The organism is Krasilnikovia cinnamomea, from assembly GCF_004217545.1.
Taxonomy (GTDB): Bacteria; Actinomycetota; Actinomycetes; order Mycobacteriales; family Micromonosporaceae; genus Actinoplanes; species Actinoplanes cinnamomeus.
Genome location: NZ_SHKY01000001.1, coordinates 3,735,661 through 3,750,493, shown reverse-complemented (window position 1 = coordinate 3,750,493; position 14,833 = coordinate 3,735,661). Strand labels below are relative to the sequence as shown.

Genomic DNA, 14,833 nt, shown 5'->3' with positions numbered 1-14,833 from the left:
GGGACCGACAGAACGTCCCGCCGCGTCACCCACGGACGCGGCGTGGCCCGCGCGGTCACGACCGACGGCCACCCGGCGGGGGCTCCGGGGGGACGGCGGCGAAGTCGGGCTCGTGCCATTCGGCGTCCGGTGGTGCGGCGGGTGGTTGCCCGGGGCCCGCGTGGCCGAGCAGCGTCGCCACCCGCTTGCGCACGGCGTCCGCGATCTCGCCGGGCGGCCGGGCCGCGTCCAGCACCAGGTACCGCTTCGGGTCGGCGGCCGCGAGGTCGAGGAACGCGTACCGGACGCGGTCGTGGAAGGCCCGTGACTCGCTCTCCAACCGGTCCGCACCGAGGCCACGGGCGTCGACCCGGCCCAGGCCCACCCCGGGGTCGACATCGAGCAGGACGACCAGGTCGGGCTTGAGGCCGCCGGTCGCCCAGGCCGACAGCCAGGAGATCTCCTGGACCGGCAGGGTACGGCCGGCCCCCTGGTAGGCCAGGGACGAGTCCACGTACCGGTCGCTGATCACCACCGCGCCACGGGCCAGCGCCGGGCGGACCACCGTGGCGACGTGGTGGGCGCGGTCGGCGGCGTAGAGCAGGGCTTCGGCGCGGGCGGACGGGGCGGCGTCGCCGGAGTTCAGGACGAGACTGCGGATCCGGGTGCCGACGTCGGTGGCGCCCGGTTCGCGGGTCACCACGACCTCGCGGTCGGACTCCCGTAGCGCCTCGGCGAGCCGTTCGACCTGGGTGGACTTGCCCGCGCCCTCGCCGCCCTCGAAGACCACGAAGAACCCGTGCCGGGGGAACGGCTCGGCCGCCGACAGCGGCCGCCCGCGCAGCGAACCCCACAGGTCGGCCAGCACCGGCACGCCCCGCTTGTCGTCCATCTGCCGGAACGCGCTGATCCCCACCCAGACGCCGACCAGCCCGGCGCCGAGCAGCAGCACCCGCGTGAAGGAGACGTCGACCGCGACGCTGCCGATCTCGACCCGGCGGGAGCTGCCGACCCCGACCAGTAAGCCGGACAGCGTGATGGCCAGCAGCAGCACCATCCGGGTGCCGATCTGCACCACGGAGAAGACGCGGCCGCGTACCTCGTCGCCGACCTCGCCGTACAGCAGGGTGGTGCCGGCCAGGAACGCCATGCCGGCGCCGGCGCCGACCAGCAGCGCCCCGACCAGCGCCATGGACAGGTGGAACGCCAGGCCGAGGAACATCACCGAGGCGCTGGCCAGCACGATGTTCATGCCGAACCAGCGGCGCCGGGACAGGTCCTTGACGATCATCGGGCCCAGCCCGATGCCGACCGCGAGGCCGATGAAGATCGTGCCGAAGAGCAGCGAGAACGCGGCCTCACCGGCGCCCAGCGAGGTGGCGAACGTGCGGGCCGTGCCGATGACGATGCCGCCGGCCGCGAACGCGCCGAAGATGCCCAGCACCAGGCCACGGACCAGCGGGGTGCCGCCGATGTACTGCCAGCCGTCGGCGAACTGCCGCAGCATGGTCTGCTGCGCGTCCTGCTGCCGCTCGGGGCTCTTGCCACCGATCTCCCGGATGCCGAAGAACACCACCAGCGCGGTGGCCAGCCGGGAGAAGGCGTTGAAGTACAGCGCGAGCACCACGGGCTCCGCCCAGTTGGGCAGCGGAACCCCGGAGTGCTGGGTGATCGCGGTCAGGGCGGACAGGCCGAGGGCCGCCAGGACCGGGGTGATCCCGTACGTCGTGACGAGGGTGAGCTGGTTCGACACCTCGATCCGCGACTTCGGGATGAGGTTGGGTACCGCGGCCTCCTTGGCCGGGATCCAGATCAGGGTGATCGTCTCGCCGATGAACGTGGCGATGGCGGCCCAGGTGACCGTGACCGCCCCGGACGCGCCGAGCAGCGGGACGAGCGGGATCGACAGGTACACCACGAAACGGATGAGGTCGGTGATGACCATGGTGTAGCGGCGGTCGAAGCGGTCCGCCATGACCCCGGCGATCGGACCGAGCAACAGGGCGGGCAGCAGGCGTACCGCGATCGTGCCGCCGAATGCCGCGCCCTGCGCCGCACTGCCGCTGACCTGCGACGACGCGAACAGGGCCGTGGCCAGCAGGCCGAGCCAGTCGCCGAAGGAGGCCACGCCGAGCACGAGCCACAACCGCCGGAAGGGCCGGATGCGCAGCACGGAGCGAAGCGCGGCGAAACCGGAGAGGTCGACCGGTCCGGGTTCCGCGCGCTCCGAGTTCGCTTCGGTGTCGATGGCCCTACCTCCCGTGACTGCTGCTCGGAGCACTCTAACCGGCGGGTGCGGCGGGCTGGGGGTACGCACGTTCAGGTGGCGCAGAAATGAAGTCTTTTCACATCAGTCTCGCAGGCATTAGCGTGCTGACGTGATCGGTGAACGCACCGCCCTCCGGGAACGGCTGCAGCGCGCCACGGCCCACCTCGACACCCCCCTGGCCGTGGTGGACCTGGCCGCGTTCGACGCCAACGCCGCGGCGCTGACCGACCGGGCCGGCGGCAAGCCGATCCGGGTGGCCAGCAAATCCGTACGCTGCCGGGCCCTGCTCGACCGGGTGCTCGCCCGGGCCGGCTGGCGCGGCATCATGGCGTACACGCTGCCGGAGGCGATCTGGCTGGTCCGCGCCGGCGTCAGCGACGACGTGCTCGTCGCGTACCCGTCGGTGGACCGGGCCGCCCTCGGTGAGCTGACCGCGGACCCCAAGCTGGCAGCGGCCATCTCCCTGATGGTCGACAGCCCCGCCCACCTGGACGTGGTCGACCAGGTGACCAGCCCCGGCAAGCGGCCCACGGTCCGGCTCTGCCTCGACCTGGACGCCTCCTGGCGCCCGGCCGGTCCGCTGCACGTCGGGGTGCGCCGCTCGCCGGTGCACTCGGCGGCGCAGGCGGGCGTGCTGGCGCGGCGGCTCGTCGCCCGGCCCGGCTTCGCGCTCGTCGGGCTGATGTCCTACGAGGCACACATCGCGGGGCTCGGCGACGCCCCGCCGGGGCAGGCGCTGCGCGGCCGGGCGATCCGGCTCATGCAGCGTCGCTCGTACCCGGAACTGCTGCGGCGGCGCGCGGCCGCGGTCACCGCCGTCCGCGAGCACGCCGACCTGGAATTCGTCAACGGCGGCGGCACCGGCAGCGTGGCGGCCACCGCCGCCGACCCCGCGGTCACCGAGATCACCGCAGGGTCCGGCCTGTACGGGCCGACCCTGTTCGACACGTACACGGCATGGCGGCCACGGCCCGCGGCGCTGTTCGCGCTGTCCGTGGTCCGGCGCCCGGCGCCGCGCATCGCCACCGTGCTCGGTGGCGGCTGGATCGCCTCAGGACCGCCCGGGACGACGCGCCAGCCGACGCCGTGGCTGCCCGAGGGACTGCGGTTCCGCGGCGACGAGGGCGCCGGCGAGGTGCAGACCCCGCTGGTCGGTGCCGCCGCGGACCGGCTGCGACCCGGCGACCGGGTGTGGTTCCGCCACGCCAAGGCCGGCGAGCTGTGCGAACACGTCAACGAGCTGCAGCTCGTCGACGGCCACACCGCCACGCCGACCCCGACGTATCGCGGAGAAGGCCATGCCTTCCTCGGCTAGCGTTCGCTCACGCGGCGCTGACTGGGCGTGCGCTCATGGCCCTCGCTGCGCTCGGTGCATTCGCTCACGCGTCGACGTGGCGGTGCAGGTACTCGCGGATCAGGGCCTTCGCCTCGACCAGTACGGCCTCGTCGCCGACCGGGTCGCGCCGGAACGCGAGATTGATCAGCGCGTCCGCCGCCTCCACCGCGATCTGCAGCGCGAACCGCAGCCGTACCCGGTCCATCAGCTGGAACTGGTCGACCAGCAGCTCGGCCAGGCGCTCCGCGATCACCGCGTTGTTGTCCCGCTCGGCGTCGAGCAGGTGCACGTCCACCACGTCGCCGAAGTGCAGGGTCCGGAAGCCGGGCACGCTGCGGTGCATGGAGATGTACGCGTCGATGCCCGCGTCCACCCCGTCCCACCAGTGCGCGAACGTCTCCCGGCCGAAGCGGGTCGACAGGTCCTGCAGGTAGGCGTCCATGTTGCGCATCGCGAGGGCCTGGACGATGGCCCGTTTGTCCGGAAAGAACTGGTAGACCGAGCCGATGGCGACCTCGGCCCGTTCGGCCAGCAGTGTGGTGGTCAGGCCCTCGTACCCGACCTCGTCCACCAGCTCGGCGCAGGCGTCGAGCATGCGCTGGACCCGGGCAACGCTTCTGCCCTGCACCGGGACCCGGCGCAGCGGCCCGGTGGTGACGGTTGGTGTCGACACGCGTCGCCACTCCCTCTCAGCAGTGTTAATCGGAACGTTACTCGGATCAACGAGCGAGGAGCATCGACGGGACGCCAGGTCTCGCAGGCGCTCCCGGTTTTGTGCGACTGTCCGCCCGTCGTGAGGGAGAGGCCGTTATGACCAGTGACATCGCACCGCCCGTGGGATCCGTCCGCTGGCGGAACTGGGGAGGCAATCAGCAGTCCGTCGCCGTCGACGTCGCCGCTCCTGGCAGCGTCGATGAAGTCGTCGCAGTCGTCAAGGAGGCGGTTGCCACAGGCCGGCGGATCAAGGCGGTCGGCAGTGGGCACTCGTTCACGGACATCGCGGTCGCGGACGACCTGCGGCTGCACCTACACCGCCTCAGCGCGCCGATGTCCGTTGACGGGCATCTGGTCACGGTCCAGGCTGGAATGCCCCTGTCCGCCCTGAACATGCTGCTGGCCGGCCACGGCCTCGCCGTACCCAACCTCGGTGACATCGACGCGCAGACCGTGGCCGGGGCCGTCTCCACCGGCACCCACGGCACCGGGCTCGGGCACGCCACCCTCGCGTCCGTGGTCGAATCGGTCACCCTGGTCACCGGCTCCGGCACCGTCGAGCGGATCGACGCGTCGTCGCCGCTGTTCGGTGCGGCGCGGCTCGGACTGGGCGCCCTCGGCGTCATGGTCGAGGTGACGCTGCGCTGCGTTCCCGCGTTCACGCTGCTGGCCGACGAGCGGCCGATGTCACTGCCCGACGTCCTCGCCGGGCTCGACGAGCACCTCGCGACGAACGAGCACGTCGAGTTCTACTGGTACCCGTACACCGATCGGGCGCAGCTCAAGCGCAACAACCCGGTGGCCGCCGACGACCGTCCGCTGTCGAAGTTCCGGGAATGGCTGGACGACGAGTTCCTGTCCAACACGGTCTTCGGGGCGGTGTGCCGGCTCGGCCGGGCGGTCCCGGCCGCCGTCGCGCCGGTCAGCGCGGTCGCCGCGCGGGCGCTCACGGCCCGCAGCTACACGGCCCGCTCAGACCGGGTTTTCTGTACGCCCCGGCGGGTGCGCTTCACCGAGATGGAGTACGAGATCCCGCGCGCCGCCCTGCCGGAGGTGCTGGACGCACTGCCCCGGATCATTTCGCGCTTGCCGTTCAAGGTGCAGTTTCCGGTGGAGGTGCGGTTCACCGGGCCGGACGATGTGTGGCTCTCGCACGGGTACGGGCGGGAGTCGGCGTACGTGGCGGTGCACCAGTTCACCGGGAGCGCGTACGAGCCGTATTTCCGGGCGGTCGAGGCGGTGTGCGCGCCGTTGGGTGGGCGGCCGCACTGGGGCAAGCTGCACTACCGGGATGCGGAGTCGCTGCGGCCCGCGTACCCGCATTTTGCGGACTTCCTCGCCGCCCGCGACCAGCTCGACCCGCACCGGGTCTTCACCAACCCCTACCTCGACCGCGTCCTCGGCCCCTGACGCGGTTATCCGCAGGCAATCCACAGGGCCGGGTCGCCCCCGGGACGATGAGACCCGTGGATGTCCTGCTCGACCACCAGTCCGGCGTCATCACCATGGCCCAGGCCTTGGACTACCTTTCCGAGAAGGCGGTACGTCACCGGCTCGCCACGGGACGCTGGCAGCGACTGCACCGTTCGGTGTTCCTCACCCACAACGGCCCAGTGGGCGTGGCGCAGCGCCGCTGGGCGGCGGTGCTGTCGGTCGGTCAGTGCGCTGTGCTCGCCGGGCTCACCGCCGTCGACCTCCGCGGCTACTCCACCGCGGCGATCCATGTGCTGGTCCCCCCGGCCGTGCGGGGACGCAGTGTTCCCCGCGGAGTCGTGGTGCACCGCAGTGCGGCACTCGACGAGCGGGACGTCCTCACGATCGGGGGCCCGCCGCGTACCCGGGCTGCCCGGTCGCTGGTGGACGCTGCCCAGTGGGCGCCCACTGTCGCCGAGACGCAGGCGATCGTGGCGGCCGGGTTTCAGCAGCGGCTGGTCCGTGCGGCCGATGTTCGGGCGGTTCTGGAGCGGCTCCCCCGGGCGCGACGTCGGCGGATCATCGGCCGGGCGGTGGACGACGCGACGGGTGGTGCGCATTCGCTGGCCGAGCTCGACTTCGTCGCGCTGTGCCGGCGACACCGCCTGCCGGAGCCGAAGTTGCAGGTCGTACGTAGGGATGCGGCGGGACGGCGGCGATATCTGGACGCGCTGTTCGAGGAGTGGCAGGTGCATGTCGAGGTGGATGGCGGGCACCATCTCGAAGTACGGCAGGCATGGGCGGACATGAGCCGCCAGAACGCCCTGTGGATCGCGGGTGACCGCATACTCCGCTTCCCCGCGTGGGCGATCCGCCATGACTCCGCCACCGTGGTGGCCCAACTCCGCGCCGCCCTACACGCGGCAGGCTGGCGATAGGGCTGGCTGAGCACACCTGCGATCTTGGTCAGTTTCCGCCCTCATAGGGGCGAAAACCGACCAAGATCGTCAGTGGATAGGTGCGGGCGACGGGTTGGTGGGGGGTGCGGCGGTTGCTGGGGAGGCGTTGGTCGGCTTTGCGGCTGCCGCCTTGGCTGCGGTTGCCTTGGCAGCGGTTGCCTTGGCTGCCGTTGTCTTGGCGGGAGTCGCCTTCTTTGCGGCGACCTTCTTAGCCGGGGCTTTCTTGGCGGTTGCCTTCTTTGCGGCGGTCTTCTTTGCGGCGGTCTTCTTGGCGGGGGTGGCTTCGCCGTCGGCGGCCTTCTTGGCGGGGGCCTTCTTCGCCGCTGCCTTCTTGCGCGGGGCGGGGCCCTTGGCGCGCTTCTCGGCCAGCATCTCCGACGCCTGCTCGACCGTCAGCTCCTCGGGGGTCTGCCCACGCCGCAGGGACGCGTTGTACTCCCCGTCGGTCACGTACGGGCCGAATCGGCCCTCCTTGATCACCATCGGCTTCTCGGTGACCGGGTCCGGGCCCAGTTCGCGCAGCGGCGGCTTGGCGACGCCACGCTGGCGGGTCTTCGGGGCCGCCAGCAGCGCCAGCGCCTCGTCCAGGGTGACCGTGAACAGCTTCGCTTCGCTCTCCAGCGACCGGAAGTCGTCACCGCGCTTGATGTACGGGCCGTACCGGCCGTTCGCGGCGACGATCTCCGCGCCGTTCTCGTCGACGCCGACCGTGCGGGGCAGCTCCAACAGCCGCAGCGCGTCCGTCAGCGTCAGGGTCTCCGGGGACTGGGTACGCAGCAGCGACGACTTGCGCTCCCCCGCCTGCACGTACGGGCCGAAGCGGCCGGACTTGAGCTGCACGGACTCGCCCGTGGCCGGATCCTCGCCGAGGCTGCGCTCGCCCCCGCCACCCAGGTACAGCTCGTTGACCTTTTCCGGGGTCAGCTCGTCGGGGGCGACGCCCTCCGGGATGGACACCCGGTCCTCCGGGGCCTCCTCGGTGGCACCGGGCGCCTGACGCTGCAGGTACGGGCCGTACCGGCCGACGCGGACGACCACGTCGCGACCGGAGTCGTCGGTGAACAGCGGGATGGAGTTGACCGAGCGCGCGTCGATCTCGCTCAGGTTCTCCGTGACCATCTTCTTCAGGCCGCCGGCCTTGGCGATCGAGTCGTCACCGGATTTGTCGCTGCCGAAGTAGAAGGAGGTGAGGAAGTCCAGTGCCGCGAAGTCGCCACCGGCGATCTCGTCGAGCTGGTTCTCCATGGCGGCGGTGAAGTTGTAGTCGACCAGCCGCGGGTAGTGCCCCTCGAGCAGGCCGATCACGGCGAACGCGAGGAACTCCGGGATCAGCGCCTGGCCACGCTTGGTGACGTACCCCCGGTCCTGGATCGTCCGCATGATCGACTCGTACGTCGACGGGCGGCCGATGCCCAGCTCCTCCAGCGCCTTGACCAGCGACGCCTCGGTGTAGCGGGCGGGCGGGGAGGTGTGGTGGCCGACCGCGTTCAGCTCGTCGGCGGTCAGCGGCTGGTCCTTGACCAGGTTGGGCAGGCGGCGCTCGGCGTCCTCGGCCTCGGCGTTCTCGTCGTCGGAGGACTCCACGTACGCCCGCAGGAAGCCCGGGTCGGTGATCGTCTTGCCGGTGGCCGCGAAGTCGACCTCCTCCCCGGCCGTGGAGATCGCGCGGATCCGGACGGAGACGGAGTTACCGACCGCGTCGGTCATCTGGGAGGCGATCGTGCGGCGCCAGATCAGCTCGTACAGCTTGAACTCGTCGGCGGAGAGCTCGTTCGCGACCTCGCCGGGGGTGCGGAAGTTGTCACCGGCGGGGCGGATCGCCTCGTGCGCCTCCTGCGCGTTCTTCACCTTGCCGGTGTAGCGGCGCGGCTGCGGCGGGACGTTGGCCTCGCCGTACAGCTCGGCGATCTGGCGGCGGGCGGCGGCCAGCGCGGTCTCGGAGAGGTTCACCGAGTCCGTACGCATGTAAGTGATGTAGCCGTTCTCGTAGAGCCGCTGTGCGGTGCGCATCGTCACCGAGGCGGAGAAGCGCAGCTTGCGGGCCGCCTCCTGCTGCAGCGTGGAGGTGATGAACGGCGCGTACGGCCGGCGCCGGTACGGCTTCTCCTCGACCCGGGTGACCGTGAACGGGCGGTCCTCCAGCCGCGCGGCGAGGCCCCGGGCCCCGTCGCCGTCGAGGTGCACGACGGCCGCGCCGGGCTTGACCTTGCCGGTGGTGGGCTCGAAGTCCTTGCCCGTGGCGATCCGGTCGCCGTCCAGCGCGATCAGCGTGGCGGAGAAGGTACGCGGACCGTCGGCCTGCCCCTGGACCGCCAGCAGGGCGTTGATGTCCCAGTACTCCGCGGAGCGGAACGCCATCCGCTGGCGCTCCCGCTCGACCACGATGCGCGTCGCCACGGACTGCACACGGCCTGCGGACAGCCGGGGCATCACCTTCTTCCACAGCACCGGGCTGACCTCGTACCCGTAAAGGCGGTCGAGGATGCGCCGGGCCTCCTGCGCGTCGACCAGGTCGCGGTCGATGTCGCGGGGGTTCGCGACGGCGGCCTGGATCGCGGGCTTGGTGATCTCGTGGAAGACCATCCGGCGGACCGGGACCTTGGGCTTGATCGTCTCGACCAGGTGCCAGGCGATCGCCTCGCCCTCGCGGTCCTCATCCGTGGCGAGGAAGATCTCGTCCACTTCCTTGGCGAGTTTCTGCAGCTTGGCGATCTGCTGCTTGCGGTCCTGAGAGACCACGTAGAGCGCGTGGAAGCCGTTGTCGACGTCGACGCCGAGGCGCGCCCACGACTCGCCCTTGTACTTGGCCGGGACATCGGCCGCGTTGCGGGGCAGGTCACGGACATGACCGAAGGAGGCCTCGACGAAATAGTCGGGCCCCAGGTAACCGGCGATCGTCTTGGCCTTCGACGGGGACTCGACGATGACCAGACGGGTCGTCCTGGTGTTACTCGGCACGGCACTCCCACACTTCGTACTCGTTCGACGGATCCCCGTTTCGGGTGGCGATCCGCGGACGTTCAACGTAACGCGCCGGACGAGAAGCCATTCCCCGGGCAGCCCGGAGCCGGATGGTAACGGTCCGGCCACCGCACGCGTCCGACGGCGACACCGTACACCGCGAACGGGGCGTCTTGTCGCACACAATCCGAGAAGATCACGAAGTCGCCCCACCCGGCCACAGCGCCACGGGCGCCGCCGCAGGCCGGTCTCCGACCAGCTCAGCGAGCCGGGACAGCCGCTTGCGGCCGGAGATCACGAAGCCGAGTCCATCATCCGACAGCACCGGAGCGAGCCCGGCCCTGGACAGCGCGGCTTCGACCGTATCTCGATCTTGGCCCGCTGTGACGCCCAGCCCGAGAAGGTAACCCCCATGGCTTGGGGTACCCGCAGCCGCCACCCACAACCGCAACCGCGCGCCGTCCAGGAACAGACCGTCGGCGGGCGGCGGCCAAGAGCGGGCAAGACCGTTCAATCTACTCGAGTACGCCGTTCGCACCTCGAAACCGGCCACACCGCCCGGCCTGGCGGTGGGCGGTTCGTCCGGGAGGGGCTCGCGGTCAGGGAGGGGGAACCAGGTCACCGCGAGGCCGCGCGCGATCAGCTCGGCGGCCAGGACGTGCACCCGCCACGCGGCGTCGACCCGGACCGACACCCGTGCCGTGCCGCCCATGCGGCCGAGGTGGCCGGGGCCCGCCAGCAGCCCGGCCAGGTCGGCCGGGGACGGGTCGGTGGCCTCCACTCCGAAGATCGACAGCTGGCGCCCGGCGTCGTGGGGATCGACCGCGCGGGGACCACCGACGCGGTGCCGGGCGACGGCCGTGTCGGCCGCACCGGCGGCCGGAACCGGCGCGGGCAGGAGCTCGCGCGGGATCAACGGCCAGCCCGGCTCCGTCATGGTCAGCGGCACTCCGGCACATCGTCGAACGCCTGACTCAGCTCCTTCGAGTCGAGCTTGCTCGTGTCCAGCTCGCTGCGGCGATAGTCCGTGTTGAGCGTGTCGACCACCGCGCCGACCTGGGTGTAGAAGGTCTTGGCGGGGCTGGTGGCCAGGGCCTCGATGCCGCTGCGGGCGCGCCCGTACGCGTCGCGCATCGCGCCCAGCGAGGCGGTGAAGCTGTCGGCGACCTGTTTGCCGTGGTCGACGTCGGGGACCCCGGCGCGCGCCACCCCCGCCCGGGCCTGCTCGCTGGCCGCCTCGGCGCCGCCGAAGAGGCGTACCAGGTTCTCCTTCGCCTGCGCCGGGGTGGTCGCTGCGGTCATCTGCTGCTGGGTGCGGGTGGCCAGCGTGCCGATCTCGGTACGCCAGGGGGCGAGCACGGTGCAGACCGACTCCGCCCAGTCGCGCGGGCCGGGGGCACCGGAGCAGGCGGCCAGGAGGGTGGCGAGGGCAAGCAGCAGGGGTAGGGATCCCCGTCGAGCCGGACGCATGGGAAGCAGCGTACGGGCAACGGCCGACAGCAGCGACGCTCGATCGCCTGCACGGGTGCGCGGACGGTACGGGGGCACCCACCGGATGCCCCCGTACCGTTGATCTTTCGGGTCAGGCGTTGACCTTGGCCGGGGTGTCGGTCTCGGCGCCGTCGCCGGTCGACGGGCTGTCCCCCATCGAGATCGGCTTGCGCTTGCTGAACACGACCGCCGACACGATGATCAGCGCCGCGACGACCGCGATGATGATCCGGGCCGGGTCGTTCCTGTCCGTGCCTACGCTGAGCGTCACCACGGCGGGCGCGATGAGCAGCGACACCAGGTTCATCACCTTGAGCAGCGGGTTGATGGCCGGGCCCGCGGTGTCCTTGAACGGGTCACCGACCGTGTCGCCGATCACCGTGGCGGCGTGGGAGTCGGAGCCCTTGCCGCCGTAGGCGCCGTCCTCGACCAGCTTCTTCGCGTTGTCCCACGCACCGCCCGAGTTGGCCAGGAAGACCGCCATCAGGGTGCCCGCGCCGATGGCCCCGGCCAGGTACGACGCGAGCGCACCCGCCCCGAGCCCGAAGCCGACCGCGATCGGCGCCAGGATGGCCAGCAGGCCCGGCGTCATGAGTTCGCGCTGCGCGTCGCGGGTGCAGATGTCGACCACGCGGCCGTACTCGGGACGCTGGGTGCGGTCCATGATGCCGGGGAACTCGCGGAACTGGCGACGTACCTCCATCACGACCGCGCCCGCGGAGCGGGAGACCGCGTTGATGGCCAGTCCGGAGAAGAGGAACACCACCGCCGCGCCGACCAGCAGGCCGACCAGGTTGCGCGGGTTGCTGATGTTCAGCAGGCCGAGGATCTCGGTGGCCACCCGGCCTGGTTCGATCCCGGCTTCGGTCAACGACGAGGCGAGGGTGTTCGTGTACGAGCCGAACAGCGCGGTCGCCGCGAGCACGGCCGTGGCGATCGCGATGCCCTTGGTGATCGCCTTGGTGGTGTTCCCGACCGCGTCGAGCTCGGTGAGGATCCGGGCGCCCTGCTCGTCGATGTCGCCGGACATCTCCGCGATGCCCTGCGCGTTGTCGGAGATCGGGCCGAAGGTGTCCATGGCGACGATGACGCCGACCGTGGTGAGCAGGCCGGTGCCCGCGAGCGCCACCGCGAACAGCGACAGGGTGATCGAGGTGCCGCCGAGCAGGTACGCGCCGAACACCCCGGCGCCGATCAGCAGCGCCGAGTACACCGCCGACTCGAGGCCGACGCTGATGCCGGCCAGCACGACCGTGGCCGCGCCGGTCTGCGACGACTTGCCGATGTCCTGCACGGGACGGCGGTTGGTCTCGGTGAAGTAGCCGGTCAGCGCCTGGATGGCGGCGGCCAGCACAATGCCGATGACCACGGCGCCGATCGCCACGTACCGTGGGTTGCGGCCGCTCTCGGCGACGCCCGCCGCGATCCCGTCGAACCCGCTGAACGTGGCCGGCAGGTACGCGAAGCTGACCACCGCGACCAGGATCGCGGACAGCGCCGCGGAGATGTAGAACGCCCGGTTGATGGCGGTCAGGCCGTTGCGGTCGGAGGCGCGCAGGCGGGTGATGAAGACGCCGACGATCGCGATGACCACACCGATCGTGGAGACGATCAGCGGGAAGATCAGGCCGTCCTGACCGAACGCGGCCTGGCCCAGGATCAGCGCCGCGACCAGGGTCACCGCGTACGATTCGAACAGGTCCGCGGCCATGCCGGCGCAGTCGCCGACGTTGTCGCCCACGTTGTCCGCGATGGTGGCCGCGTTGCGCGGGTCGTCCTCGGGGATGTGCTGCTCCACCTTGCCGACCAGGTCGGCGCCGACGTCGGCCGCCTTGGTGAAGATGCCACCGCCGACCCGCATGAACATGGCCAGCAGGGCGGCGCCGAAGCCGAAGCCCTCCAGCACGGTCGGTGCGTCCTCGCGGTAGATCAGTACGACCAGCGCCGCGCCGAACAGGCCCAGGCCGACCGTGAGGAAGCCGACCACGCCGCCGGTGCGGAACGCGATGCCCATGGCCTTCTCGCGGCCGCCGGACTCGCCGGCCGCCGCGGCCACCCGCAGGTTCGCGCGGGTCGCCAGCGCCATCCCGGCGCCGCCGATGAAGGAGCTGAAGATGGCGCCGACGATGAAGAACAGCGATCGCCCGATCTTGACCGCGGTCTCGCTGTCGGTGTTGTGCACCGGCAGCAGGAACAGCAGCACGACCGCGAGGACGACGAAGATAGCCAGGGTCTTGAACTGGCGGAACAGGTACGCCGACGCGCCTTCCTGCACGGCGCCCGCGATCTCCTGCATGTTGGTAGTGCCGCGACCGGCGGCGAGCACCGACCTGACGAACGCCGCGGCGAAGCCCAGCGCCACCAACGCGAAGGCCACCGCGACGATGACGTAGGTGAGGTTGTCACCGCTGAGGGACAACCCGCCGCTCTCCGCGGCGAGGGATGTGGAGGTCCCGGACATCAATGTCCTCCTGTACACCGACCGCGCCCGGGCGGTGGACGAGACCGCCGGACGCATCCCCGCGCGGGGGAGACGACAACTGGGCCCCGCGGACGCGGGACCAGGAGCAGGTGCTGATAACTCGCGTACTTTATAGGCCGTGGGTGGTGACGGTCACACCCGGACCCGGCCGTGTCGTGGTGATGTTTACCGCTGTGTTAGCGAAGCCGTTCGTGGGTAGGCTGTCGGGTCCGCGCAATACGGCGGTTTCTTGTGCGTGTCCTTTTTAGGCGAAATGTACGGCCAACGGTCGGCGACTCGCCGCACCACGCAAGATCCGCGCCATCTCGTGTCCTTCCAGGCCAGGCCCGGCAACACGCGGATTCGCCCGCCAGAGACACCAAGATCACCCGTCGGGCAGGTGACGGTGCAGCGACGGTCAGCGGCGGTGGAGTGGCCAGACCATGCGGACCTCGGTGCCCGCGCCCTCTTCGACCGGGCGTACCTGGAGGTCGTCGACGAACCCGGCCAGCAGCGCGAAGCCGACACCGGTGGTGAGCGCCTCGTCGGTCAGCGACTCGTCGGCCAGCTCGTCGGGCGGCAGTTTCGCCAGGCCCACGCTGGCCTCGATCGGCGCGCGGTCGATCACACTGACGGTATAGAAGTCCGAATCGGACATCTCCACCATCACGAGATCGGGCAGGCCGTACTGGCGGTGCAACGCGACGGCGCGCGTACACGCCTCGCCGATCGCGAGGCGGACCTCGTCGAGCAGCTCCTCGGCGACCCCCGCACGCCGGGCCACCGCCACACCCACCAGCCGGGCCGTCCGGACGTGCACCGGTGCGGGCGAGAAGGACAGCCGAACCGTCGCCATCACGCCGTCGGACCGCTGCCGCGGTGCTCACCCGGGGTCGCCGAGGTCGCCGCCTCCACCGACGGATAGATGGGGAACACCTGGTCGAGGGCGGTGATCCGGAAGATCTTCAGCAGCGGCTCCTTGGCGCAGACCAGCGCGAACGTGCCGCTGGCCGCACGCAGCCGCTTGAGGGCCCCCACCAGGACGCCGAGCCCCGTGGAGTCGAGGAAGTCGACCCGGCCCAGATCCACCACGACGTTGCGGGCCCCGGCATCCACCAGCTCGACGAGGCGTTCACGCAGCCGCGGAGCCGTGTAGACGTCGACCTCGCCGCCCACCTCGAGCACGGTGTGCTCGGCGACGGTCCGGGTCGCCAGCGACAGCTCCATCGGTCCTCCTCCCGCCGGGGACT

The 14,833-nt window shown here is 71.1% G+C and carries 11 protein-coding genes; 3 read left to right on the top strand and 8 right to left on the bottom strand.

All coding sequences use genetic code 11. The annotated features are described in order from the left end of the window. Positions 1-55: 55 nt before the first annotated feature. Positions 56-2,116, bottom strand: coding sequence for a dTMP kinase (gene tmk, locus EV385_RS16935; protein WP_130513365.1), 2,061 nt, complete (start codon positions 2,114-2,116; stop codon positions 56-58). 241 nt (positions 2,117-2,357) lie between these two features. On the opposite strand from tmk, the gene EV385_RS16930 reads away from it, so the two are divergent. Continuing rightward, on the top strand, positions 2,358-3,563 hold the full coding sequence (locus EV385_RS16930; protein WP_130510336.1) for an amino acid deaminase/aldolase: 1,206 nt from the start codon (positions 2,358-2,360) through the stop codon (positions 3,561-3,563). Between the two features lie 64 nt (positions 3,564-3,627). Here EV385_RS16930 and EV385_RS16925 read toward each other — a convergent pair whose 3' ends face one another. After that, positions 3,628-4,257: a TetR/AcrR family transcriptional regulator gene (locus tag EV385_RS16925; protein WP_130510335.1), complete on the bottom strand. Its 630-nt coding sequence runs from the start codon at positions 4,255-4,257 to the stop codon at positions 3,628-3,630. A 149-nt stretch (positions 4,258-4,406) separates the two neighbouring features. On the opposite strand from EV385_RS16925, the gene EV385_RS16920 reads away from it, so the two are divergent. Then, positions 4,407-5,708, top strand: coding sequence for a D-arabinono-1,4-lactone oxidase (locus EV385_RS16920; RefSeq protein ID WP_423203121.1), 1,302 nt, complete (start codon positions 4,407-4,409; stop codon positions 5,706-5,708). A 56-nt stretch (positions 5,709-5,764) separates the two neighbouring features. Next, on the top strand, positions 5,765-6,649 hold the full coding sequence (locus EV385_RS16915; RefSeq protein WP_242624921.1) for a DUF559 domain-containing protein: 885 nt from the start codon (positions 5,765-5,767) through the stop codon (positions 6,647-6,649). A 69-nt stretch (positions 6,650-6,718) separates the two neighbouring features. Here the strand turns inward: EV385_RS16915 and topA are convergent, their stop codons facing one another. The 6 genes from topA to EV385_RS16885 form a co-directional block, all read right to left on the bottom strand. Continuing rightward, positions 6,719-9,628: a type I DNA topoisomerase gene (gene topA / locus EV385_RS16910; RefSeq protein ID WP_130510332.1), complete on the bottom strand. Its 2,910-nt coding sequence runs from the start codon at positions 9,626-9,628 to the stop codon at positions 6,719-6,721. A 199-nt stretch (positions 9,629-9,827) separates the two neighbouring features. Further along, positions 9,828-10,580, bottom strand: a complete 753-nt coding sequence (locus tag EV385_RS16905) for a hypothetical protein (protein WP_242624920.1) — start codon at positions 10,578-10,580, stop codon at positions 9,828-9,830. Continuing rightward, the gene (locus EV385_RS16900) at positions 10,571-11,101 is read right to left on the bottom strand and encodes a hypothetical protein (protein WP_130510331.1); all 531 of its coding nucleotides are present in this window, start codon (positions 11,099-11,101) and stop codon (positions 10,571-10,573) included. The genes EV385_RS16905 and EV385_RS16900 overlap by 10 nt, the downstream gene beginning before the upstream one ends. Positions 11,102-11,213: 112 nt before the next feature. Next, the gene (locus EV385_RS16895) at positions 11,214-13,583 is read right to left on the bottom strand and encodes a sodium-translocating pyrophosphatase (protein ID WP_130510330.1); all 2,370 of its coding nucleotides are present in this window, start codon (positions 13,581-13,583) and stop codon (positions 11,214-11,216) included. Between the two features lie 418 nt (positions 13,584-14,001). Beyond that, positions 14,002-14,442, bottom strand: coding sequence for an ATP-binding protein (locus tag EV385_RS16890; protein ID WP_130510329.1), 441 nt, complete (start codon positions 14,440-14,442; stop codon positions 14,002-14,004). Beyond that, the gene (locus EV385_RS16885; RefSeq protein WP_130510328.1) at positions 14,439-14,810 is read right to left on the bottom strand and encodes an STAS domain-containing protein; all 372 of its coding nucleotides are present in this window, start codon (positions 14,808-14,810) and stop codon (positions 14,439-14,441) included. The genes EV385_RS16890 and EV385_RS16885 overlap by 4 nt, the downstream gene beginning before the upstream one ends. Between the last annotated feature and the right edge of the window lie 23 nt (positions 14,811-14,833).

What these genes read in the sequence shown, in the direction of transcription:
- EV385_RS16900 (WP_130510331.1), bottom strand. Translation starts at nt 11,101, where the DNA reads ATGCGTCCGGCTCGACGGGGATCCCTACCCCTGCTGCTTGCCCTCGCC.
- EV385_RS16895 (WP_130510330.1), bottom strand. Translation starts at nt 13,583, where the DNA reads ATGTCCGGGACCTCCACATCCCTCGCCGCGGAGAGCGGCGGGTTGTCC.
- EV385_RS16885 (WP_130510328.1), bottom strand. Translation starts at nt 14,810, where the DNA reads ATGGAGCTGTCGCTGGCGACCCGGACCGTCGCCGAGCACACCGTGCTC.